General features: G+C 73.2%; 25 protein-coding genes. 9 read left to right on the top strand and 16 right to left on the bottom strand.

The genetic code is table 11. The annotated features are described in order from the left end of the window. The first annotated feature begins 10 nt into the window (after positions 1-10). The 3 genes from EAH89_RS04090 (at position 11) to EAH89_RS04080 (ending at position 3,945) form a co-directional block, all read left to right on the top strand. Complete coding sequence (locus EAH89_RS04090; protein WP_140881478.1) at positions 11-2,872, top strand: ATP-dependent DNA helicase; 2,862 nt, start codon at positions 11-13, stop codon at positions 2,870-2,872. Beyond that, entirely contained in the window at positions 2,865-3,353 is a 489-nt protein-coding gene (locus tag EAH89_RS04085; protein ID WP_338325518.1) for a tellurite resistance TerB family protein, read from the top strand. Before EAH89_RS04090 ends, EAH89_RS04085 begins: the two co-directional genes overlap by 8 nt. A 94-nt stretch (positions 3,354-3,447) precedes the next feature. Continuing rightward, complete coding sequence (locus EAH89_RS04080) at positions 3,448-3,945, top strand: hypothetical protein (protein WP_140881477.1); 498 nt, start codon at positions 3,448-3,450, stop codon at positions 3,943-3,945. Positions 3,946-3,954: 9 nt separating this feature from the next. Here the strand turns inward: EAH89_RS04080 and EAH89_RS04075 are convergent, their stop codons facing one another. The 3 genes from EAH89_RS04075 to groES all read right to left on the bottom strand — a co-directional run bounded on the left by EAH89_RS04075 (position 3,955) and on the right by groES (position 6,655). Further along, entirely contained in the window at positions 3,955-4,164 is a 210-nt protein-coding gene (locus EAH89_RS04075) for a cold-shock protein (protein WP_140881476.1), read from the bottom strand. Positions 4,165-4,659: 495 nt separating this feature from the next. Then, complete coding sequence (gene groL, locus EAH89_RS04070; protein WP_140881475.1) at positions 4,660-6,306, bottom strand: chaperonin GroEL; 1,647 nt, start codon at positions 6,304-6,306, stop codon at positions 4,660-4,662. 28 nt (positions 6,307-6,334) lie between these two features. After that, entirely contained in the window at positions 6,335-6,655 is a 321-nt protein-coding gene (gene groES / locus EAH89_RS04065) for a co-chaperone GroES (protein WP_140881474.1), read from the bottom strand. A 256-nt stretch (positions 6,656-6,911) separates the two neighbouring features. On the opposite strand from groES, the gene EAH89_RS04060 reads away from it, so the two are divergent. Next, positions 6,912-7,187 carry an usg protein gene (locus tag EAH89_RS04060; protein ID WP_140881473.1) on the top strand — a complete coding sequence of 92 codons (276 nt, stop codon included), beginning with the start codon at positions 6,912-6,914 and terminating at the stop codon, positions 7,185-7,187. 21 nt (positions 7,188-7,208) lie between these two features. Here EAH89_RS04060 and EAH89_RS04055 read toward each other — a convergent pair whose 3' ends face one another. Genes EAH89_RS04055 through EAH89_RS04045 form a run of 3 tightly spaced genes read right to left on the bottom strand, consistent with a single transcriptional unit; the run spans position 7,209 to position 9,669 of the window. After that, the gene (locus EAH89_RS04055; RefSeq protein ID WP_140881472.1) at positions 7,209-8,150 is read right to left on the bottom strand and encodes an AEC family transporter; all 942 of its coding nucleotides are present in this window, start codon (positions 8,148-8,150) and stop codon (positions 7,209-7,211) included. After that, complete coding sequence (gmk, locus tag EAH89_RS04050; protein WP_140881471.1) at positions 8,150-8,779, bottom strand: guanylate kinase; 630 nt, start codon at positions 8,777-8,779, stop codon at positions 8,150-8,152. Before gmk ends, EAH89_RS04055 begins: the two co-directional genes overlap by 1 nt. Further along, positions 8,776-9,669, bottom strand: coding sequence for a YicC/YloC family endoribonuclease (locus tag EAH89_RS04045; RefSeq protein WP_140881470.1), 894 nt, complete (start codon positions 9,667-9,669; stop codon positions 8,776-8,778). The genes gmk and EAH89_RS04045 overlap by 4 nt, the downstream gene beginning before the upstream one ends. A gap of 30 nt (positions 9,670-9,699) precedes the next feature. On the opposite strand from EAH89_RS04045, the gene EAH89_RS04040 reads away from it, so the two are divergent. Next, complete coding sequence (locus EAH89_RS04040) at positions 9,700-10,494, top strand: SDR family NAD(P)-dependent oxidoreductase (RefSeq protein WP_140881469.1); 795 nt, start codon at positions 9,700-9,702, stop codon at positions 10,492-10,494. On the opposite strand, the gene EAH89_RS04035 is transcribed toward EAH89_RS04040, so the two are convergent. Continuing rightward, the gene (locus tag EAH89_RS04035; protein WP_241666850.1) at positions 10,457-11,251 is read right to left on the bottom strand and encodes a TerC family protein; all 795 of its coding nucleotides are present in this window, start codon (positions 11,249-11,251) and stop codon (positions 10,457-10,459) included. The two genes, EAH89_RS04040 and EAH89_RS04035, sit on opposite strands and share 38 nt — an antisense overlap. A 191-nt stretch (positions 11,252-11,442) precedes the next feature. Between EAH89_RS04035 and rutA the strand changes: the two genes are divergently transcribed. Next, positions 11,443-12,531 carry a pyrimidine utilization protein A gene (gene rutA, locus EAH89_RS04030; RefSeq protein ID WP_140881468.1) on the top strand — a complete coding sequence of 363 codons (1,089 nt, stop codon included), beginning with the start codon at positions 11,443-11,445 and terminating at the stop codon, positions 12,529-12,531. A gap of 46 nt (positions 12,532-12,577) precedes the next feature. On the opposite strand, the gene EAH89_RS04025 is transcribed toward rutA, so the two are convergent. From EAH89_RS04025 to aqpZ, 9 genes are all read right to left on the bottom strand, one after another. Continuing rightward, positions 12,578-13,477, bottom strand: coding sequence for a DMT family transporter (locus tag EAH89_RS04025; RefSeq protein ID WP_161993470.1), 900 nt, complete (start codon positions 13,475-13,477; stop codon positions 12,578-12,580). A 61-nt stretch (positions 13,478-13,538) separates the two neighbouring features. Next, positions 13,539-14,552 (bottom strand): endolytic transglycosylase MltG, encoded by a 1,014-nt coding sequence (mltG, locus tag EAH89_RS04020; protein WP_140881466.1) that lies wholly within the window; start codon positions 14,550-14,552, stop codon positions 13,539-13,541. Positions 14,553-14,611: 59 nt separating this feature from the next. Beyond that, positions 14,612-15,895: a beta-ketoacyl-ACP synthase II gene (gene fabF / locus EAH89_RS04015; protein ID WP_140881465.1), complete on the bottom strand. Its 1,284-nt coding sequence runs from the start codon at positions 15,893-15,895 to the stop codon at positions 14,612-14,614. A gap of 163 nt (positions 15,896-16,058) precedes the next feature. After that, positions 16,059-16,298 (bottom strand): acyl carrier protein, encoded by a 240-nt coding sequence (locus tag EAH89_RS04010; protein WP_140881464.1) that lies wholly within the window; start codon positions 16,296-16,298, stop codon positions 16,059-16,061. A gap of 219 nt (positions 16,299-16,517) precedes the next feature. After that, positions 16,518-17,255, bottom strand: coding sequence for a 3-oxoacyl-[acyl-carrier-protein] reductase (fabG, locus tag EAH89_RS04005; RefSeq protein ID WP_140881463.1), 738 nt, complete (start codon positions 17,253-17,255; stop codon positions 16,518-16,520). Beyond that, positions 17,243-17,740 carry a GNAT family N-acetyltransferase gene (locus EAH89_RS04000; protein ID WP_241666849.1) on the bottom strand — a complete coding sequence of 166 codons (498 nt, stop codon included), beginning with the start codon at positions 17,738-17,740 and terminating at the stop codon, positions 17,243-17,245. The genes fabG and EAH89_RS04000 overlap by 13 nt, the downstream gene beginning before the upstream one ends. Continuing rightward, entirely contained in the window at positions 17,737-18,696 is a 960-nt protein-coding gene (gene fabD, locus EAH89_RS03995) for an ACP S-malonyltransferase (RefSeq protein ID WP_140881462.1), read from the bottom strand. Before fabD ends, EAH89_RS04000 begins: the two co-directional genes overlap by 4 nt. 199 nt (positions 18,697-18,895) lie before the next feature. Next, positions 18,896-19,153 carry a hypothetical protein gene (locus EAH89_RS03990; protein WP_140881461.1) on the bottom strand — a complete coding sequence of 86 codons (258 nt, stop codon included), beginning with the start codon at positions 19,151-19,153 and terminating at the stop codon, positions 18,896-18,898. Between the two features lie 179 nt (positions 19,154-19,332). After that, a complete protein-coding gene (aqpZ, locus tag EAH89_RS03985; RefSeq protein ID WP_206667443.1) occupies positions 19,333-20,058 on the bottom strand; it encodes an aquaporin Z in 726 nt (241 codons plus the stop codon). 335 nt (positions 20,059-20,393) lie between these two features. Here aqpZ and rpsF point away from each other — a divergent pair, with 335 nt between their 5' ends. The 3 genes from rpsF to rplI are packed head-to-tail and all read left to right on the top strand — an operon-like array spanning position 20,394 to position 21,731. Then, a complete protein-coding gene (gene rpsF / locus EAH89_RS03980) occupies positions 20,394-20,864 on the top strand; it encodes a 30S ribosomal protein S6 (protein WP_140881459.1) in 471 nt (156 codons plus the stop codon). 6 nt (positions 20,865-20,870) lie between these two features. Beyond that, complete coding sequence (gene rpsR / locus EAH89_RS03975) at positions 20,871-21,149, top strand: 30S ribosomal protein S18 (RefSeq protein WP_043830720.1); 279 nt, start codon at positions 20,871-20,873, stop codon at positions 21,147-21,149. A 15-nt stretch (positions 21,150-21,164) separates the two neighbouring features. Beyond that, positions 21,165-21,731: a 50S ribosomal protein L9 gene (rplI, locus tag EAH89_RS03970; protein ID WP_140881458.1), complete on the top strand. Its 567-nt coding sequence runs from the start codon at positions 21,165-21,167 to the stop codon at positions 21,729-21,731. Positions 21,732-21,862: the final 131 nt, after the last annotated feature.

The raw sequence follows: 21,862 nt of genomic DNA, 5'->3' as shown, positions 1-21,862 counted from the left end.
AGACCCCCCGATGCCCCCCGCCGCGGCCACGCCCCGCCTTCTCCTGCCGGAAGCGCCCGCGCTGGTCGCCGGCATCCGCCGCGCCACCCTCCTGACGCCCGAGGGCGAGATCGAGGCCCTGTCCGCGCACGACCTCGCCCGCCGCCTGCCCGAGCTGCCCCCGCCCCTCCTCGTCCACGCCCCCGCCACCGCGCGCCGCCTGGGCCTCGCCCCCTTCCCCGTCGCCTTCGACCTCCTCGAGCTCTTCGCCTTCGTCCTTCCCGCCCAGCCCGCCGCCCCCACCCCCCGCGGCCTGGCCCTGGCGCTGGATATGGAGCCCCCGAAGGACGAAGAGGCAGCCGCCATCCTCCTGCCGGAGATCGCGACGAACCTTCTCCGCCGCCTCGCCTCCACCCGCCACGCGCCCCTGAACCGCGACGCCGGCATGCTCGCCGCCCGCCTGCGCGAGGCCGCCGACTGGCCCTGGGCCGCCAGCGTCCTCGCCGCCCTCGGCCAGCCCGAGGCCCGCCCCTCCGCCGACCCGCTGAAGGTCTGGCGCCGCCTGCCGGACTGGGAGGAGACGGCCACCCCGCCCCCGCCCGGCTCCAACCCCGTCGCCCCGCTCGAGGCCCGCAAGCGCCTCGCCGAGATCCTCGGCGAGGGCGCCGAGACCCGCCCCGCCCAGGCCGACTACGCCTCCGCGGCCGCCCTCGCCTTCGCCCCGCGCGAGGTGGAGGGCCAGCCCGCCCTCGTCCTCGCGGAGGCCGGCACCGGCACCGGCAAGACGCTCGGCTACATCGCGCCCGCCTCCCTCTGGGCCGAGCGCAACGGCGCCCCCGTCTGGATCAGCACCTACACGAGGAACCTCCAGCGCCAGATCGACCAAGAGCTCTTCCGCCTCTACCCCGACCCCGAGGAGCGCCGCCGCCACGTCGTCATCCGCAAGGGCCGCGAGAACTACCTCTGCCTCCTCAACCACGAGGAAGCGGTGAGCGGCGCCATGCCGTCCCGCCTCCTCGCCCTCTCCCTCGTCTCCCGCTGGGCCTTCGCGACGCGCGACGGCGACATGCAGGGCGGCGACTTCCCGGGCTGGATCGCGGAGCTCTTCCCCTGGGGCCACGTCGCGGGCCTCACCGACCGCCGCGGCGAGTGCATCCACTCCGCCTGCCCCCACTGGCGCCGCTGCTTCGTCGAGCACTCCATCCGCCGCGCCCGCACCGCCCGGCTCGTCATCGCCAACCACGCCCTCGTCATGATCCAGGCCGCGCTCGGCGGCGGCGAGGACCGGCCGGCGCTGCGCTACGTCTTCGACGAGGGGCACCACCTCTTCGACGCCGCCGACAGCGCCTTCTCCGCCGAGATCAGCGGCGGCGAGATGGCCGAGCTCCGCCGCTGGCTGCTCGGCGCCGAAGGCTCCCGCGGCCGCGCCCGGGGGCTCCGCCGCCGGCTGGAGGAGACCACGACGGACCACCCCGCCCTCCTCCCCCTGGTGGAGGAAGCCCTCCGTCACGCCGGCGCCCTTCCCGGTCCCGGCTGGGGCTCGCGTCTCGGCGAGCCCGAGGAGCGCGGCCCCTACGAGGAGGAGGACGCCCGCCCCGGCATCCCCGCCGTCACCAACCCCGCCGAGGCCTTCCTCCGCACCGTCATCACCCAGGTCCTCGCGCGCTCGCCCGAGGCCGATGCCGGCTACGACGCCGAGTGCGACCTCCACCCCCTCAACCCCGGCCTGGCCGAGACCGGCGCCGCCCTCGAGGACGCGCTCTCGCGCATCGAGACCCCGCTGCGCGCCCTGCACGGCCGCCTCACCGGCCTGCTGGAGGACCCCGAGGCCGAGCTCGAGACCGGCGACCGCATCCGCCTCGACACCGCCCGCCGCGCGGTGGACCGCCGCGGCCTCCGCCCCCTCGGCGCCTGGCGCGCCATGCTCAAGGCCCTCGCCGCCCGCCCGCCGGAGCCCGGCACCCGGCCCGCCCATGTCGACTGGCTCGCCCTCACCCGCCGCGAGGGGCGCGTGATCGACGCCGCCCTGCACCGCCACTTCCTCGACCCCACCGAGCCCTTCGCCGCCGCCGTCGCCGCCCCCTCCCACGGGCTCCTCGTCACCTCCGCCACCCTCCGCGATAGCGGCGAGCCCGACGGCGAGGCCGCCTGGGAGGAGGCCGAGGCCCGCACCGGCGCGAACCACCTCCCCTCCCCCGCCATCCGCGCGGCCGTCCCCTCCCCCTTCGACTACCCGAGCCAGACGCTCGCCATCGTGGTCACCGACGTCGCGCGCGAGGGGCCCCAGGCCGCCATGGCCATGGAGAAGCTCTTCCGGGCCTCGGGCGGCGGCGCGCTCGGCCTCTTCACCGCCATCCGGCGCCTCCGCGACGCCCATGCCCGCATGGCGCCGGGCCTCGAGGCCGCCGGGCTGCCGCTCTACGCCCAGCACGTCGACGCCATGGACAACGCGACCCTCGTCGACGTCTTCCGCGCCGAGGAGGATTCCTGCCTTCTCGGGACCGACGCGCTGCGGGACGGCGTCGACGTGCCCGGCCGCTCGCTGCGCCTGCTCGTCTTCGACCGCATCCCCTGGCCCCGTCCCACCATCCTCCACCGGGAGCGCCGCACGCATCTCTCGGGCGGGCGGCCCAAGTCCTACGACGACGCCATCGCCCGCCACCGCCTGCGCCAGGCCTTCGGCCGCCTGATCCGCCGCGCCGATGACCGCGGCGTCTTCGTGCTGCTCGACGCCCGCGCCCCGAGCCGCCTGCTCGCCGGGCTGCCCGAGGGCGTCGTGCCCCGCCGGATGGGCCTCGCCGACGCCGTGCGGGAGACGCGCGCCTTCCTCGGCGACCACCGGGCGGATCACTTCCCGGATGGCGGGCGCCCCGGCGGCACCGGGAATGATTGACGCGCCCGCCCCGCCGCGCGAACCCTGCGCCACGATGGACACGAACATGATGAACGCCGAGCCGGCCCTCCCCACCCGCTTCTCCGCGCAGGAAGCCCTCGTCTGCGCCATGGTCCTCATGGGCGTTTCCGACCGCGGCATGACGGACGCCGAGCTCGCGACCATGTCGCGCCTCGTGCGCGAGCTGCCCGTCTTCGGCGACTTCCACCCGACCGAGATCGACACGGTCACCGAGATCGTCCTCAACCTGCTCGACAAGTCGGACGGGCTGGACCGCGCCGCCGAGATGATCCGCGACGCCCTCCCGCCCCGCCTCCGCGAGACCGCCTACCTTCTGGCCTGCGAGATCGCGGCCGCCGACGGCGACGCCTCGCAGGAGGAGCTCCGCTTCCTCCAGGACTTCCGCATCACCCTCGACATCGACCGCCTCATCGCCGGCGCGATCGAGCGCGCGGCCAAGGCCCGCTACCAGGTCATCTGACCATCATCGGAGCGGGCGACCGAAGAGCGGGGCTGGCGGCAACATCCCCGCCGCCGCCGCGTTCCCTGGGATGACATCCCGAAGGGAGCACGACATGCCCGAGACGACCAGCCAGTCCACCCACCCGAAGGTGGTCGCCAGCTTCGCGACGCGCGAGGCCGCCGAGAACGCCCTCCAGTTCCTCAACGCCGAAGCCATCCCGCAGGAGCTCGTCTCCATCCGCACCGGCGAGGTCTCCCTCGAGCCGCCGCACGCGCCGGACGAGATGGACCACCAGGTCCAGGAGGACGAGCACCGCAACCTCCGCACCATGGGCTCCAGCATGGCCGCCACGGGCGCGGGCATGGCCGCCGCCGGCGCGGTCGTGGCGACCGGTGGCGCGGCCCTTCCGGCCATTGCCGCCGCCGCCATCGCGGGCCTCGGCGCCGGGGCCGCGAGCGAGGGCGTCTCGGCCGCCACGAACGTCGACGTGAAGCCGGACACCGAGAAGGCCGCGGCCGTCGTGACCGTCGCCGCCACGACCGCCGACCAGGCCGAGCGCGCGAAGGGCGTCCTGCGCAAGGTCTCCGCCCTGCGCGTCTGGGAGGAGTAGCCGGCCCGGCTAGCCCGGAAGGAGCCGCGTCACCGACGGCGCCGGCTTCTTCGGCCGTTGCTCGACCTCGTAGGCGATGTCCTCGCCCTTGCGCAGCTCCCGCCGGCCCGCCGCCTCGACGACGGAGGCGTGGACCATAACATCCGGCCCCCCGTCATCGGGCCGGATGAAGCCGTAGCCCTTGTGGGGTTGATACCAAACCACCGTTCCCGTCGGCATAGCCCGCCTCCCGCCCCGTCCTGGCGCGAGAGATACGAAGCCGGGCCAGCACGCGGCAAGAGCGCACCGCCTCAGGCCTGCGAGAGCCCGCCGCCCTCGCCCGTGTCCAGCGACCCCATCGCGGAAGGACCGGGTAACCGGCCTGTGGCCCTGGCCGCCGTCCCCTTCTCGCCGCGCTCGCCCCACCCCGCCAGCAGCCAGACACCCCGCAGCCCATCCCACAGGGAGGGGCCGGTGCCTAGCTCATCAGTCGATGCGGTTTCGCGAAAGGACCTCTCGGGCCCTTCGCAACCTTGGGTAGCGGACATGCACAAAGCCTATGCCACCGGCTGTGCGCACGGCAATCTTTTCAGCGAGCACTAGATAAAAATTTCCGGAGCGTCGCACCGGAAGCGGAGACGTCGCATGAAGAAGGGGGCGGCCCGTTCCCGGACCGCCCCCTTCCCTGTTCCGCTGATCCCCGCCAGCCCGGCGAACCGGGCTGGCGAGAGCCGATCAGAAGTCCATGTCGCCCATGCCGCCCATGCCGCCGCCGGGGCCACCGGCCGGAGCGGAGGCCTTCGCCGGCCGCTCGGCCACCATCGCCTCGGTGGTGATCAGCAGCGAGGCCACCGACGCGGCGTCCTGCAGGGCCGTGCGCACGACCTTGGTCGGGTCGATGATGCCGGCCTCGACGAGGTTCTTGTACTCGTCCATCTGGGCGTCATAGCCGTACTCGTAGGTGTCCGAACGGAGCACCTCGCCGGCGATGACCGCGCCGTCCTTGCCGGCGTTCTCGGCGATCTGCTTCAGCGGCACCGCGATGGCGCGCCGAACGATCTCGATCCCGACCTGCTCGTCGTTGTTCAGGCCCTTGAGGTCGGCCAGCTTCAGGCTGGCGCGCAGCAGCGCCACGCCACCGCCGGGAACGATGCCTTCCTCAACCGCGGCGCGGGTCGCGTGCAGCGCGTCGTCGACGCGATCCTTGCGCTCCTTCACCTCGACCTCGGACGAACCGCCGACGCGGATGACGGCGACGCCACCGGCCAGCTTCGCGAGACGCTCCTGCAGCTTCTCGCGGTCGTAGTCCGAGGTGGTCTCCTCGATCTGCGCCTTGATCTGCTCCACGCGGCCCTCGATGGCGGACTTCTCGCCGGCGCCGTCGATGATCGTGGTGTTCTCCTTCTCGATGCGAATGTTCTTCGCACGGCCGAGCTGGTTCAGCGTCACGCTCTCGAGCTTGATGCCGAGGTCCTCGGAGATCACCTCACCGCCGGTCAGGATGGCGATGTCCTCGAGCATCGCCTTGCGGCGATCGCCGAAGCCCGGGGCCTTCACGGCCGCGATCTTCAGGCCGCCGCGCAGCTTGTTCACCACGAGCGTGGCCAGGGCCTCGCCCTCGATGTCCTCGGCCACGATCACCAGCGGACGCCCGGACTGCACGACGGCTTCCAGCAGCGGCAGCATCGGCTGCAGCTGGGAGAGCTTCTTCTCGTGGATCAGGATGTACGGGTTCTCGAGCTCGGCGATCATCTTCTCCGCGTTCGTGATGAAGTACGGGGAGACGTAGCCGCGGTCGAACTGCATGCCCTCGACCACGTCGAGCTCGGTCTGGATGGACTTGGCTTCCTCGACGGTGATGACACCCTCGTTGCCGACCTTCTCCATCGCCTCGGCGATCATCTGGCCGATCTCGGTCTCGCCGTTGGCGGAGAGCGAGCCGACCTGCGCCACCTCGGCCGAGGTCGTGATCTTGCGGGTCTTGGCCTGCAGGTCCGCGACGATCACCGCGACCGCCTTGTCGACGCCGCGCTTGAGGTCCATCGGGTTGAGGCCGGCGGCGACCGCCTTCGCACCCTCGCGGATGATGGCCTGGGCCAGCACGGTCGCGGTGGTGGTGCCGTCACCGGCGAGGTCGTTCTGCTTCGAGGCCACTTCGCGCACCATCTGGGCGCCCATGTTCTCGAACTTGTCGGCCAGCTCGATCTCCTTGGCGACGGTCACGCCGTCCTTGGTGATCCGCGGCGCGCCGAAGCTCTTGTCGAGCACGACGTTCCGGCCCTTCGGGCCCAGCGTGACCTTCACGGCATCGGCGAGGATGTCCACGCCGCGCAGCATGCGCTCGCGGGCGTTGGTGCCGAACTTGACGTCCTTGGCTGCCATACTTGTTTCTCCTGCTTCTCGTTGCTGCTCAGGCGGCCTTGGCGGTGGTGGCGCCGGTCGACTCGACGATGCCCATGATGTCGGACTCCTTCATGATCAGGAGCTCCTCGCCATCGAGCTTCACCTCGGTCCCGGACCACTTGCCGAACAGGATCCGGTCACCGGCCTTCACCTCGAGCGCCACGACCTGGCCGGCCTCGTTGCGCGCGCCGGCGCCAACCGACACGACCTCGCCCTCCTGGGGCTTCTCCTTGGCGGTGTCGGGAATGATGATGCCGCCAGCGCTCTTCTCTTCGGCCGTGACGCGGCGAACGAGAACGCGGTCGTGCAGGGGACGGAACTTGGTCATGCGGTCCTCTCCTGAGCCTTTATCTGGATGAACCCGGCCGGGTGCCGAACCGTGCCCCGAGGGGCCGTTAGCACTTGCACCCGGTGAGTGCCAGCGATCTAGGGGATCACCCCCCCTCGCGTCAAGCCCGGCAGCACTCTCAGGCCTAGAGTGCCAAAGCATTGATATGAAACATTTATTGTGTTCCGCGGTTGATGTTGCATGGCACCATGGGCCCGGGGCGGCACCCCGCCGCCTCGTTGAGAGGAACAGGGACATGCTTCTGAACGGCATCGAGCGCGTCGTCCGCATCCCCGACTGGCGCCTCACGACCGCGGAAATCCTGTACCGGATGCCCGACCACCCCGCGGTCCTCCAGACCTTCGTCTGGCAGAAGGTCGACCACGCCCCGACCTTCCCCGAGCTGCACGGCTTCCTCGAGTTCTGGCGCCGCGAGATCGAGGGGGCCCTCTACTCCGTCCGCGTCGCCTCCGCCGCCCTCTGGCGCCCGGCCGAGTTCACCTATGCCGAAGGCGAGTTGCGCCTGCACTGATCACGGGCACGGGGCGGCCGCTCAGGGCGCCGCCCCCGCGAACCAGCCGAGCACCCCGGTCAGCGTCGCGACGGAGGCCATGGTGCCCAGCAGCACCGCGGCGCCGGATCGCTCCATCCCGACCGCGTAGCGCCGCGACATGAGGAAGGCGTTCGCCCCCGTCGGCATCGCCGCCATGGTCACGGCCACGGCGAGCTCCAGCGGCCCGAGTCCCACAAGCCGCCCGGCCCCGTAGACCAGCAGCGGCATGGCCACGAGCTTGAGCGCGTTGATCACCACCGCGTCCACCCAGTCCCGCCGGAGCCGGAAGTCCCGCAGGGAGGCGCCGAGGCAGAACAGCAGCAGCGGGCTCGTCCCCGCCCCCAGGATCGCGAGGAACCGCGCGAGGGGTAGGGGCGGCGGCGGCAGCACCAGCGCCCAGAGGTTCCCCAGCACCACCGACACCACGATCGGGTTGCGCGCCACCGAGCGGATGGTGGTCCGCGCCACCCGCATCGGCGAGGCCCCCTCCGCCAGCCCCATCTCCGCCACGATGGTCGTCAGCGGCATGAAGATGAGCGAGTAGAGCGCGATGATCGCGGTCGCCGGCCCGATCCCGGCGGGCCCGAAGGCGGCCAGCACCACCGGCACGCCCATCATCAGCGTGTTGCCGAAGGCGCAGTTGAGGGCGAAGAGCCCGGATTCCGCGAGGCCCCGCCCCGCCGCCAGCCGCGAGAAGGCGAGCGCCGCCGCGTAGATGCCGAGCGCCCCCGCGAAGAAGGCCATCTCCAGCCGCCCGCCATGGGCCGCGAGCCCGCCGCCCGAGGCCGCGGAGAGGAAGAGCAGCGCCGGCGCGCAGAGCCAGTAGGCGAAGTCGTTGAGCCCCCGCAGCGCCTCGTCCGCCACCATCCGCCGCAGCGCCGCGCCGTAGCCGAGCGCGATGAGCAGGAAGACCGGCGCGACGAGGCCGAGGACCCCGAGCACTACCCCATCCCCGCCACGAAATCCCCGAGCCAGGGGTTGCGCGCCCGCGCCGTCCGCGCCGCATGCAGGATGGCCGCCACCGTCTCCACCGTCTCCTCGAACACGCTGTTCACCAGCACGTGGTCGAACTCCCGCCAGTGCGAGGCGTCGTCGCGCGCCTTGCCCATGCGCCGGACGATCTCCTCCTCGCTGTCCTGGCCGCGCGCCCGCAGCCGCCGCTCCAGCTCCCCGATCGAGGGCGGCAGCAGGAAGACCCCCACCACGTCCTCCGGCATGGCGGCGCGCAGCAGCAGGTGCCCCTGCCAGTCGACGTCGAACAGCACGTCCCGCCCCTCGGCCAGGGCGCGCTCCACGGGCTCGCGCGGCGTGCCGTAGCGGCGGCCGTAGACATGCGCGCTCTCGAGCAGGAGGCCCGCCGCCTCCATCGCCTCGAACTCCTCGACGGTCCGGAAGTGGTAGTGCACCCCCTCCAGCTCGCCCGGCCGCGCCGCCCGCGTCGTGGCCGAGACCGAGAGCGACAGTTCCGGCTCCCGCCCAAGCAGCGCCCGCGACACGCTCGTCTTCCCCGCGCCCGAGGGCGCCACCAGCACGAGGCAGAGCCCCCGCCGCTTCATCGCCGCGCCGCTCATTCGACGTTCGCCGCCTGCTCGCGCAACCGCTCGATGGCCGCCTTCAGGTCGAGCGAGATCCGCGTCAGCGCCAGGCTGCCCGACTTCGCGCCGAGCGTGTTCGCCTCCCGCCCGAACTCCTGCGTCAGGAACTCGAGCTTGCGCCCGATCGGCGCGGGGTCCGCGAGCAGCGCCCGGGCCGCCGCCACATGCGCCCCCAGCCGGTCCAGCTCCTCCCGCACGTCCGAGCGCGCGGCGAGCAGCGCGACCTCCGCCGCCAGCCGGTCCTCCGGCACCCGGCGCTCGCCCTCCAGCAGCTCCGCCAGCACGCCCGACAGCCGCGCGCGGTGCGCCGCCGGCTGCCCCGCCGCCTCCGCGACCGCCCGCCCGCAGAGCGCCTCGATCTCGTCGAGCAGCGTCGCCAGGATGGCGGCCAGCCGCGCGCCCTCCCCGGCCCGGGCCGAGAACAACCCCTCCAGCGCCTCCGAGAAACCCTGCGAGACCGCCGCCCGCCGCGCCGCCTCGGCGGCCTCGTCGGGCACCTCGACCTCGGTCCGCAGCACGCCCGGCAGGGCCAGCACCGCCTCGGGCCGCGGCGCGGCCGCCCCCGGCATCCGCTCCGCCAGCTCCCGCACCAGGGCTATCGCCCGCTCCAGCGCCGCCTGGTCCAGCACCAGCCGCGGCGCCCGGTCCTCGCGCTTCACGGTCAGGCTCGCGCTGATGTTGCCCCGCGCGAATCGGCCCGCCGCGGCCTCCCGCAGGGGCGCCTCCAGCGCGTCCAGCCCCCCCGGCAGCCGCAGCCGCACGTCGAGCCCCCGGCCGTTGACGCTGCGAAGCTCCCAGGCGAAGGGGGTGCCGTCCGGCAGGGTGCCGGTGGCGCGCGCGAAGCCGGTCATGGATCGGATGGACATGCGCGGCCTTCTGCGGCGGGAGACGGCACGATGCAAGGCGGCAACCGTCCCACCCGCGCGGCCTGGCCCCGCGTGGCCGTCACCGGCGCCTCCTCGGGCCTCGGCGCCGCGCTCGCCCTCGCGCTCGCCGCCCCCGGCCGCACCCTCCACCTCGCCGGCCGCGACACCGCGCGCCTGGCCGCGACCGCCGCCGCCTGCCGCGGCCGGGGCGCGGCGGTCACGGAGACCGCCTTCGACGTGACCGACCCCGCGGCCGCCCGCGCCTGGGTCAAGGGCAGCGGCGGCCTCGACCTCCTCCTCGCCAACGCCGGCACCTCCGCCGGCACGGGCGGCGCGAGCGAATCCGCGGACCAGGTCGCCCGCATTTTCGCGGTGAACCTCACGGGCGCCCTCAACACGGTTCTCCCCGCGCTCGACCTCATGCGGGGCCAGCCGCGCGGCCCGGACGGCGTCCGCGGCCGCGTCGCCGCCATCGCCTCAATCGCGGCCTTCGTCGCCTCGCCCGGCGCCCCCGCCTACGCGGCCTCCAAGGCCGCCCTGCAGCGCTGGGCCGAGGCGACCGACGCCACCTCCCGCCGGGAGGACCTGCGCGTCCACGCCGTTTGCCCGGGCTTCATCCGCACGCCCATGACGGCGCCGAACCGGTTCCCCATGCCGATGATCCTGGAGGCCGACGAGGCCGCGCGCCGCGCCCTCGCGGGCATCGCGCGCGGCCGGGCCAGGGTGGCCTTTCCCTGGCCGGTCTACGCGGCAGCGCGCCTGATGGGCGCGCTGCCGCCGGCCTGGCTCAGCCGGCTTCCGTCGAAGGCTGATTCAGCGGGGTGACGGGCGCCACGGGGATGGCGGCGCCGGCGGCCGGCGCCTCGGCGGCGTGCTTCCGCTCCGCCCCGCGCCGCGCCCAGATGTTCAGCCCCTCCACGCCCGCCGCGAAGGCCATGGCGACGTAGACGAACCCCTTGGGCACGTGGAAGCCGAAGCCCTCGCCCAGCAGCACCATCCCGATCATGACCAGGAAGGCGAGGGCCAGCATCACCACCGTCGGGTTCTTCTCCATGAAGTTCGACAGGGCGTCCATCGACAGCAGCATCACCGTCACCGAGACGAGGATCGCGACGACGATCACCCACATCACCGTGGTCAGCCCGACGGCCGCCAGGATGCTGTCCACGCTGAAGACCATGTCGATGAGGATGATCTGGAACACCGTGGCGCCGAAGCCGGCCGTCACCTGGTTGGCCGCCTTGGCCTCCGCTTGGGAGGCGGGGTCGACGCGGTGGTGAATCTCCATCACCGCCTTGCCGATGAGGAACAGGCCGCCCGCAATCAGAATCAGGTCCTTGCCGGAGAACTCCATCCCCCAGACGCCGAAGATCGGCCGCGTCAGCGAGATGAGCCAGCCCACCCCCGCCAGCATGCCGAGCCGCATGATCACCGCGAGCCCGAGCCCGATCAGTCGCGCCGACCGTCGGCGCTCCTCGGGCAGGCGGTTCGTGAGGATGGCGATGAAGACGAGGTTGTCGATCCCGAGGATCACCTCCATCCCGATGAGGGCCAACAAGGCGACGACGAGTTCGGCTTCCACGGCGGAAACATGTCCTTTCTGTAATCCGTCCACCTGTATGGGGAGGCGACGGCCGCATCAAAAGGCCCGCTCCTCGCGCCGGCGCGCTTTCCCGCGGGGTTCCGGTCCATGATGGAACGGGACTTGCTCCACTTGGCCCAGGACGCTCCCGGCCCCGGCATGGGGAGAGGCCAGCGAGAAGGAACAGCACCATGGAAGTCGGCGTCTTCATCCCCATCGGCAACAATGGCTGGCTGATCTCGTCCAACGCGCCGCAGTACAAGCCAAGTTTCGAGCTGAACAAGGAGATCGCCCAAAAGGCCGAGCACTACGGCCTCGACTTCCTGCTCTCCATGATCAAGCTCCGCGGCTTCGGCGGGAAGACCGGGTTCTGGGACTACAACCTTGAATCCTTCACCCTCATGGCCGGGCTCGCCGCCGTCACCAGCCGCATCAAACTTTTTGCGACCGCGGCCTCGCTCGTCCTGCCGCCCGCGATCATGGCGCGCATGGCCGTCACCATCGATTCCATCGCCCCCGGCCGCTTCGGCGTGAACCTCATCACAGGCTGGCAGCGCCCGGAATACGCGCAGATGGGCCTCTGGCCCGGCGACGAGCACTTCGCCCGCCGCTACGACCACCTCTCCGAATACGCGCAAATCCTGCGCGACCTCTGGACCACCGGCCGCTCCGATCTCAAGGGCGAGTACTTCCAGATGGACGACTGCCGCCTCCTCCCCATGCCGGAGAACGGCATCAAGATCGTCTGCGCCGGCCAGAGCCAGGCCGGGCTCGGCTTCATGGCCCGCCACGCCGACTACAACTTCCTCCTCGGCCAGGGCATCAACACGCCCCGGGCCCTCGCCCCCATGGTCGCCCGCGTCGGGGCCGCCGCGGCCGAGGCCGGGCGCGAGGTCGGCGCGCTGGCCCTCTTCATGATCATCGCCGACGAGACCGACGAGGCCGCCATGGCGAAGTGGGAGCACTACCGCGACGGCGCCGACCTCGAGGCCATCGGCTGGATGGCCCAGCAGGCCTCCGCCGACACGAAGTCCGGCAGCGACACCAACGCGCGGCAGTACGCCCTGCCCGAGGGCGCCATCAACCTCAACATGGGCACCCTCGTCGGCTCCCACGCCTCGGTCGCGCGCATGCTCGACGAGTTGTCGGAGGTGCCCGGCCTCGCCGGGGTCCTGCTCACCTTCGACGACTTCCAGCGCGGCATCGTGGAGTACGGCGAGCGCATCCAGCCGCTCATGCGCTGCCGCGCGCCGCGCGGGGCCGAGGTGGTCGCCGCCTGAGCGCGGGGGACGAGGCCTCGCCCTCGCCGGGCGGGGCGGACGGCCCTCAGCCCCGCCCGTCCCGCTCCCCGCTCGTCGCGAGCCAGACCCCGGCCAGGATCACCGCGCCCCCGGCCAGCACCCGCCATTCCGGCCACTCCCCCAGGAGCATCGCCGCGAAGACGGCCGCAAAGCCCGGCTGCAGGTAGCTCGTCATCGCCCCGTCCGTCGCCCGCGCCCGTTGCAGCAGGGTCAGGAACAGGGTCAGCGGCAGCGCCGAGGCGACGAGCCCCACCCAGAGCACGGCCCCCCAGACCGGCCAGGGCTGGTCGAAGCTCCCCGCGGGGTCGAAGGCCAGGCTGAGCCCGCCGGCGACCACCGCCCCCACCACCTGCTGCCCCACCGACAGCACCACCGGCGCCCCCGGCCGCACCCGCCGCACATAGACCGTGCCCAGGGCGTAGGAGAAGGCGACCAGCAGCATGGCGAGCCCCGCCAGCCCGGCCTCGCCGCCCGCCAGCGCCGCCGGACCGAGCACCACGCCCAGTCCCACGAAGCCGAGCGCCATGCCCGCGAGGGTGCGCGGCCCCGGCCGCTCCGCCGGCAGAAAGCCGAAGGCGAGCAGCGCCACGAAGAGCGGGGTGGTGGACTGGATCAGTGCCGCCGAGGCCGCGCCGAGCGAGAGCAGCGCGATCGCCGTCAGGCAGTTCGCGAGCCAGCCGTTCGTCGTCCCCAGCACCAGCCCGTGCCGCACGAAGCCCGGCCCCAGCCCGCGGAAGGCCCCGCTCCAGAGGGCGAAGCCGACCATGGCGATGCAGCCCACCACGCCGCGGCTGAAGGAGAAGGCGAAGGGCGGCATCGAGCGCGCCGCCTGGCGGATCACCGGGAAGGCCGTGCCCCAGAGCGCCGCGATCACCAGCAGCCGCCACCAGAGCGGCCAGCCCCGGAGCGTCGCGAGCCCGCTCACGCCCCCCGCGCGGCGCAGCGCCCCGGCCTGCCCGCGGGGGAGCGGCCTTCCGGCCGGGGCCTCACCGCGCGGGCGCCGGCGCGGCGGGGGCCGCCGGGCCGGAGCCCGCCCGGGCGCGCTCCACCTCGCGCCAGCGGGCGACGTTGCGGTTGTGCTCCTCCAGCGTGCGCGCGAAGGCGTGCCCGCCGCTGCCGTCGGCCACGAAGAAGAGGAAGTCCGTCGCCTCCGGCCGCGTCACCGCCCGCAGCGCCTCCTTCCCGGGCGAGGCGATCGGTCCCGGCGTCAGCCCACGGTTCCGGTAGGTGTTGAAGGGGTGCTCCCGGTTGAGGTCCGCCCGGGTCAGCCCGCGGTCCAGCGGCGCCCCGTCCGCCGCGGCATAGGCCACGGTCGGGTCGGACTGCAGGGGGATGCCCTGGCGGATGCGGTTGAGGAAGACGGAGGCCACGCGCGGCCGCTCCGCCGCCAGCCCCGTCTCCCGCTCGACGATGCTCGCCAGCACCAGCGCCTCGCGGGCGGAGGCCAGGGGCAGGTCCGGCGCCCGGTTCGCCCAGGCCTCGCGCAGCGCCTCGTCCATTGCGGCCGTCGCCCGGCGGACGAGGGCGGCGCGCGTGTCGCCCCACTGGTAGGTGTAGGTCTCGGGCAGCACCTCGCCCTCGTCGATCGGCGGCGTCTCGCCGACCAGGCCCTCGGCGCGGTCGATCACCCCCACGATCTGCCGGGCCAGCAGCCCCTCGGGAATGGTCAGCCGGCGCGGCACGGGGCGCGCGGTGCGGAGGACCCCGAGGACATCGGCCAGCGAGGCCCCGGCCGGGAAGAGGAACTCCCCGGCCCGCAGCGGCCCCTCGCCCCGCGTGGCCCAGGCCGCCGCCAGGAAGGCGCGGCCGTCGGCCACCACGCCGCGCTCGGCCAGGGCGACGCCGATCGCCTCGGCGCCGCCGCGCGGCACCACGACCGGCGCGGCCTCGGCCAGCGGCCCGGGCCGCTCGTAGACCGAGCGCGCGTAGAGAAAGCCGCCGCCCGCGGCCGCGCCGAGCAGCAGCACCAGGATCAGCAGGAAACGGATCGCTCGTCCCATCGGCGGGCGGTCCCCCTCATCCCCGGGGACCATCCCCCGGGCCAGCGCTCACATGGGGCTCAGGCCGCGGCCTTGAACAGGATGGAGGCGTTCGTGCCGCCGAAGCCGAAGGAGTTGGACAGCGCCACCTCGATCCTGCGCGGCTGCGCCTCGTTCGCCACCCGGTCGATCGCCGAGGGGTGCGAGGGCTCGTGCAGGTTCAGCGTCGGGGGCGCCACGTCGTCGCGGATCGCGAGCAGCGAGAAGATTGCCTCCACCGCCCCGGCCGCGCCCAGCAGGTGCCCGATGGCCGACTTGGTGGAGGACATGGCCACGCCCTTGGCGTCCTCCCCGAAGAGCCGCTCCACCGCCTGCAGCTCGAGGTCGTCGCCGAGCGGCGTGCTCGTGCCGTGCGCGTTGATGTACTGGATGTCACCCGTGCCGATGCCCGCCGACTTCAGGCAGGCGGTCATCGCCCGGAAGGCGCCCTCGTGGCCCTCGGCGGGGGCGGTGATGTGGTAGGCGTCGCCGGACATGCCGTAGCCGATCACCTCGCCGTAGACCTTCGCGCCGCGCCGCTTCGCGTGCTCGTACTCCTCGAGCACCAGCACCCCCGCGCCCTCGCCCATGACGAAGCCGTCGCGGTCCTTGTCCCAGGGGCGGGAGGCCTCGGCGGGGGTGTCGTTGAAGGCGGTGGACAGGGCGCGCGAGGCCGCGAAGCCCGCCATGCCGAGCTCGCTCACCGCGGCTTCCGCGCCGCCGGCCACCATCACGTCGGCGTCGCCCAGCGCGATCAGCCGCGCGGCGTCGCCCAGCGCGTGCACGCCGGTCGCGCAGGCCGTCACCACCGAGTGGTTCGGCCCCTTGAACCCGTACTTGATCGAGACGTGCCCGGAGGCGAGGTTGATCAGCGCGGAGGGGATGAAGAAGGGCGAGAGCCGCCGGTGCTTGCCGGCCGCGATCTGCACCGAGGCCTCGTAGATCGTCTGCAGGCCGCCGATGCCGGAGCCGATCATCACGCCCGTCGCGTGGCGGTCGTCCTCGCTCTCGGGAACCCAGCCGGAATCCTCCACCGCCTCGCTCGCCGCCACGAGGGCGAGCTGGATGAAGCGGTCCATCTTCTTCTGGTCCTTGACCGGGATCCACTCGGCCAGGTCCAGCCCGCCATCGGCGCGCGTGCCGTTCGGCACGATGCCGGCGATCTTGGCGGGGATGTTCGAGACGTCGAAGGACTGGATCGCGGTGATGCCGGACTCGCCGCCCAGCATGCGCTTCCAGACGCGCTCCACCCCGAGCCCGAGCGGGCAGGCGATGCCCATCCCGGTGACGACGACGCGGCGCGGGGCCCTGAGCTGACCGAACACTCTCGCTACTCCTCCGCGCCCCGCCCGGCCGATCCGGGTCCGGCTCTATCCGGGCCCGCCTTCATCCGGGTTCTGGCGGTCACCGGTCATGCCGGCCCGCCCTGGGCGTCTCGTTCCTGGGAGAGCGGGGCCGGCGCGATGGCCGGTCCCGCCCGGCGGCCGATCAGGCCGCCTTGTGCGCGTCGATATAGGTGATCGCGTCGCCGACCGTCGTGATCTTCTCGGCCGCGTCGTCGGGGATCTCGACCCCGAAGGCCTCCTCGAAGGCCATCACCAGCTCGACCGTGTCGAGGCTGTCCGCGCCCAGGTCGTCGATGAAGGACGCCTCGGGGGTGACCTTGGCCTCCTCGACGCCGAGGTGCTCGACCACGATCTTCTTCACCTTCTCGGCGGTTTCGCTCATCGCGCTTGCTCTCTCCTGATGGCGGTGCACCGCCGGAAATCGTCCTTGCGGCCGGGTCCGGCATTTCGCGAGACGCCCCGGCGCAGGGCGCGGGCCTTAGCACGCCCTTTTCCGGGGGCCTAGACCGCGCTTCGGCCCCGGACCGCAGGATGGGCCCCGCGCCGGGCGGATCAAGCCCCGCTGTGCCCGGAATGCACCTCCCGGGCCCGGCAGGGGGCCTCAGATCATCGCCATCCCGCCGTTGACGTGCAGCGTCACCCCCGTCACCCAGGCGGCCTCGCCGGAGGCGAGGTAGGCCACCGCCGCCGCGATGTCCTCGACCGCCCCCATCTTGCCCATCGGGATGCGCCCCATCAGCGCGGCCCGCTGCGCCTCGTTCAGCGCGTCCGTCATGGCCGTCTGGATGAATCCCGGCGCCACCACGTTCACCGTCACGCCCCGCGGCGCCACCTCCTGGGCCAGCGCCTTGCTCATCCCGATCAGCCCCGCCTTGGCCGCCGCGTAGTTAGCCTGGCCCGGGTTGCCCGTGACCCCCACGATCGAGGCGATGGAGATGATCCGCCCCGAGCGCCGCTTCATCATGCCGCGCAGGCTGGCCCGGGCCAGGCGGAAGGGGGCGGTCAGGTCCACCTCGATCACGTCGGACCAGTCCTTGTCGCCCATTCGCAGCGCGAGCCCATCCCGGGTCAGCCCCGCGTTGTTCACGAGGATGTCGAGCGCGCCGAATTCCGCCTCCACCTTCTCCACCAGGGCGGCCGGCGCCGCGGGGTCGGACAGGTCGGCGGCGGCCACGAAGGCGCGCTCGCCCAGCTCCCCGGCCAGCGCCGCCAGCTCGGCCTCGCGCCGCCCGGTGAGCGCCACCCGCGCCCCCTGCGCGTGGAGCGCCCGCGCGATGGCGGCCCCGATCCCCCCCGTGGCGCCGGTGACGAGGGCGGACTTGCCGGTCAGGTCGAACATGCGGTTTCCTCCGATGATCCCCCCGGGTCCGCGTCCCGTAGGGGCGCGCCGTCGAGGCGCCTGGCGAGCGAGAAGCGCGTATGGCCGGGCGGGCAGTCGCGCAACCGGCCCACCACCGAATAGCCCAGGCCGGCGTAGAAGCCCGGCGCCTGGAAGGAGTAGGTCTCGAGCCGGACGCCCAGGCACCCGCGCGCCCGCGCCTCCTCCTCTGCCGCCCGCAGGATCGCCCGGCCGTTGCCGGCGCCCCGCTGCGCCTCGGGAAGGTGGAACAGCTCGACGTAGAGCCAGCCCGCGTAGCTGCGCCCGACCAGCCCGCCGAGCACCGCGCCGCCCTCGTCCCGCAGGAGCACGCTGAGCGGGCGGGAGGCGAAGGAGCCGGCCCCGGCGCGCGCCTCGTTGAAGGCCAGCAGCCCCGCCCAGACCTCGTCCCGGCCCACCGCCTGCCCGGCCGGCCCGGGCGCCTCCTCGACCGTGATGCGGGTCACAGCGCGCGCAGCACCGCCTCGATCTCGGCGGGCGTGCCGCAGGACAGGGCCCGCGCGTCCGGCGCGTTGCGCTTCATCAGCCCCGTCAGCACCTTGCCGGACCCCACCTCCACGAAGGTGTCGCAGCCCATCCCGACCATGGCGGCCACGCATTCCCGCCAGCGCACGGTGCCGGTCACCTGCCGCACCAGCAGGTCCCGGATGGTGTCGGGGTCCGTCGCCTTCGCGGCCGTCACGTTGGCCACCACGGGCACGGCCGGCGCGCGCGGCGGGTCGCGCTCCAGCGCCTCCGCCATGGCATCGGCGGCCGGCGCCATGAGGGAGGAGTGGAAGGGCGCCGAGACCGGCAGGATCATGGCGCGCCGGATGCCCTCCGCCTTCGCGATCTCGACGGCCCGCTCCACCGCGGCCTTGTGGCCGGAGATCACCACCTGCCCGCCGCCGTTGTCGTTGGCGGCCTCCACCACCTGCCGCTCCTCCGTCGCGGGATCGACCGCCGCCCGCTCGCAGATGGCGCGCGCCTGGTCCATCTCGGCCCCGAGAAGCGCCGCCATCGCCCCCGTGCCCGCGGGCACCGCCGCCTGCATGGCGTCGCCGCGCAGCCGCAGCAGCCGCGCCGCCTGGGCGACGTCGAAGGCGCCGGCGGCCGCCAGCGCGCTGTATTCCCCGAGCGAGTGCCCGGCCACGAGCGCGACCCGCCCCCGCACGTCGAAGCCCCCCTCGGCCTCCAGCACCCGCAGCACCGCGAGCGACATTGCCATCAGCGCCGGCTGGGCGTTCGACGTCAGGGTCAGCTCCTCCGGCGGCCCCTCGAACATCAGGCGGGTGAGGTGCTGCTTGAGCGTCTCGTCCACCGCCTCGAAGACCTCACGCGCGGCGGGGAAGGCGCCGGCCAGGTCCCGCCCCATGCCGGCGGCCTGACTGCCCTGGCCAGGGAAAACGAGAGCGAGCGCCATGCGGTGACCACCTTTTGCGACGGGCGCGGCGGGGTAGGGCCGCGTCACGGAACTGTCAATCACCGGAGCCGGGCGCGGATGCAAGCCGCCGGGGGGCGCCCGCGCCGTCCCACCAGCAAAAAGGGCCGGCAGGATCCCTGCCGGCCCTCCTCGCGCGGGAGCGGCGCGGGCCGGCGAAGGGCCGCGCGCCGCCCTTTCCTCAGCGGCGCCCGATCCAGACCCGGCGGCATTGCTCCCGCCGCACCTGCACGGGGCGGCCGTAGCGGTCGCGGCGGTTGATCACGACCGGGCGGCAGCGGTTGACGTAGCGCACGTCCTCCACCAGCCCGGCGCCGAGGCCCGCGACGGCGGCCCCGATCATCGGCGCGGCCGCGACCGGGGCGGCCCGCGCGGCGGGAGAGGCGCCCAGCGCGGCGACGAGGCCGGCGAGAAGGGCGAGGCGCGGAAGGTGGATCATGGCTGGGCTTCCTCCGGGTGACGGCCCTGCCCGGGAGGGACAGGACCCCGCCGGACCGGCCTCGGGCGGACGGGCCACAAGTGGACCGGCCGCGGGCGGACCGGCCGGCGGGCGAGCGGGATCATGACAGGCCCGGGCGCGGCGCGGCAATGCGCGCCCCGCCCGGGAGGGCGCCGCCCTCAGGCCCTCCGCATCTCCTCGACGACGGTGTCGACGGCGTCCGCCGGCTCGTAGAGCGCGCGCGCCACGATGCCCGCGAGGAAGGCCCCGGCGAGGGGCGCGATCCAGAAAAGCCAGAGCTGGCCGACATACTCCGCGCCCCCGAACAGCGCCTGCGAGGTGCTGCGCGCCGGGTTGACGGAGGTGTTCGTGATGGGGATCGAGATCAGGTGGATGAGCGTCAGCGCCAGCCCGATCGGGATGCCCGCGAAGCCCGTTGCCGCGCCCTTCGAGGTCGTGCCGATGATGATCATCAGGAAGAAGAAGGTGAGCAACGCCTCGGCCACGAAGCAGGCCACCATGGAGTACTTGCCAGGGCTGAGGTCCCCGTAGCCGTTGGAGGCGAAGCCGCTCGGGGCCCAGTCCGGCTTGCCGGAGGCGATCAGCCAGAGCAGGACCGCGGCCGCCACGGCGCCGACCACCTGCACCACCATGTAGGGCAGGACGTGCTTGCTGGCGCAGCGCCCGGCCGACCAAAGGCCGAGCGTCACCGCCGGGTTGAAGTGCCCGCCGGAGATATGGCCCACCGCGTAGGCCATCGTCAGCACGGTCAGCCCGAAGGCGAAGGAGACGCCGGTGAAGCCGATGCCGAGCTGCGGGAAGGCGGCGGCGAAGATGGCGCTCCCGCACCCGCCGAAGACGAGCCAGAAGGTGCCAAAGAATTCGGCGACGAGGCGCCGCTGCATGTCCCGATCCAAAGCCATGTTCCTTGCCACAGTGAGAAATCTCTCGGGTGGGGGAATCGTCGACACGCCCCCCGCGCGGCGGCGAGCGTAGATTAACCCTTGATAGACGGCCCTCACATCCGCGTTAGGGTGGGCCGCCGTCGGAAACCGGTCCCGCCCACCCCTCGACGGCGCGTGCCGGGGGCAGGGCGGGTGTTAAGGCGCTTGCCACCCGCCCCGCCCATCCCCTATACGCCCGGCCACCCTGCCGGGCGCGAGGCATCGCGCCCGGCTATGCCTATTCCGGTCCCCGCATCCTGCTGGGACCCCGGGCTGAGCCATCCGAAGGGATAACGATGCCGTTGTATGAAACCGTGCTCATCGCGCGGAACGAACTCACGCAGGCCCAGGTCGAGGCCGTGGCCGACCAGGTCGCCGGCATCATCGCCGAGACCGGCGGCGAGATCCGCAAGCGCGAGTACTGGGGCCTCCGCGGCCTCGCCTACAAGATCAAGAAGAACCGCAAGGCGCATTACATGCTCCTCGGCATCGACTGCACGCCGGTCGCCGAGAAGGAGGTGACGCGCCAGCTCGGCCTCAACGAGGACGTGCTGCGCCACATGACGCTGCGCATCGAGGCGATCGACGACGCCCCCTCCGCCATCCTCGCCAAGCGCGGCGACGACCGCGAGCGCGACCGCGGCTTCCGCGGCCCCCGCCCCGCCGGCCGCTTCGGCTCCGGCCGTGGCCGTGAGCGCGGCGACGACCGCGAGGAGTTCCGCGCCCGTCCGCGTGACGACGGCGACATGAACGGCGGCGAGGAGTAAGAACCCATGTCCGACACGACCGACCTGACCCCCGCCGCGCGCCGCCCGGCCGTCGGCGCCCGCCGGCCCTTCTACCGCCGCCGCAAGTCCTGCCCCTTCTCCGGCCCGAACGCGCCGAAGATCGACTACAAGGACGTGCGCCTGCTGTCCCGCTTCCTGAGCGAGCGCGGCAAGATCGTGCCGTCCCGCATCACGGCGGTCTCCGCCAAGAAGCAGCGCGAGTTGGCCAACGCCATCAAGCGCGCCCGCTTCCTGGCGCTGCTGCCCTACGTCATCAACGACTGATCGGGGCACAGCACCATGATCAACGTCATCCTGATGCAGCGGGTCGAGAAGCTCGGCCAGATGGGCGACACCGTCACGGTGAAGCCCGGCTACGCCCGCAACTTCCTCCTCCCCTCCGGCCGCGCCATCCGCGCGACCGAGAGCAACCTGAAGAAGTTTGAGCAGGACCGCGCGCAGCTCGAGGCCCAGAACCTCAAGCGGCGCGAGGAGGCCGAGCGCGTGGCCGAGCGGATGGAGGGCCTGCAGGTCGTTCTGATCCGCTCCGCCGGCGAGAGCGGCGCGCTCTACGGCTCCGTCTCCGGCCGCGACATCGCGGACGCGACGAAGGACGCCGGCCTCACCATCACCCGCGACCAGGTCATCCTGGAGCAGCCGATCAAGACGCTGGGCCTCACCACCGTCCGCATCGCGCTGCACCCGGAGGTCTCGATCCCCGTGGTGGTGAACATCGCCCGCACGCCCGAGGAAGCCGACAAGCAGTCCCGCGGCGAGGACCTGCGCGCCGAGCAGGAGGCCGAGGAGGCCAGCCTCGAGGCCGAGCTGGCCGCCGAGCTGTCCGAGCTGGGCGCCGCGAGCGAGTAAGACCCGCCCTCCCGGGCCGGACGACGTGGATGGCCGCCCCGCCCGGGGCGGCCATTCTCATGTCTGGGCATCACGCCTGGGTGAGGCCACCCTCCGGCAATTGCGCCCCTCCAGGCCCCGGCACAGCCTTC

The organism is Muricoccus nepalensis (genome assembly GCF_006438825.1).
GTDB classification, from domain to species: Bacteria; Pseudomonadota; Alphaproteobacteria; order Acetobacterales; family Acetobacteraceae; genus Roseomonas; species Roseomonas nepalensis.
This window is presented reverse-complemented; position numbering and strand designations above follow the sequence as displayed.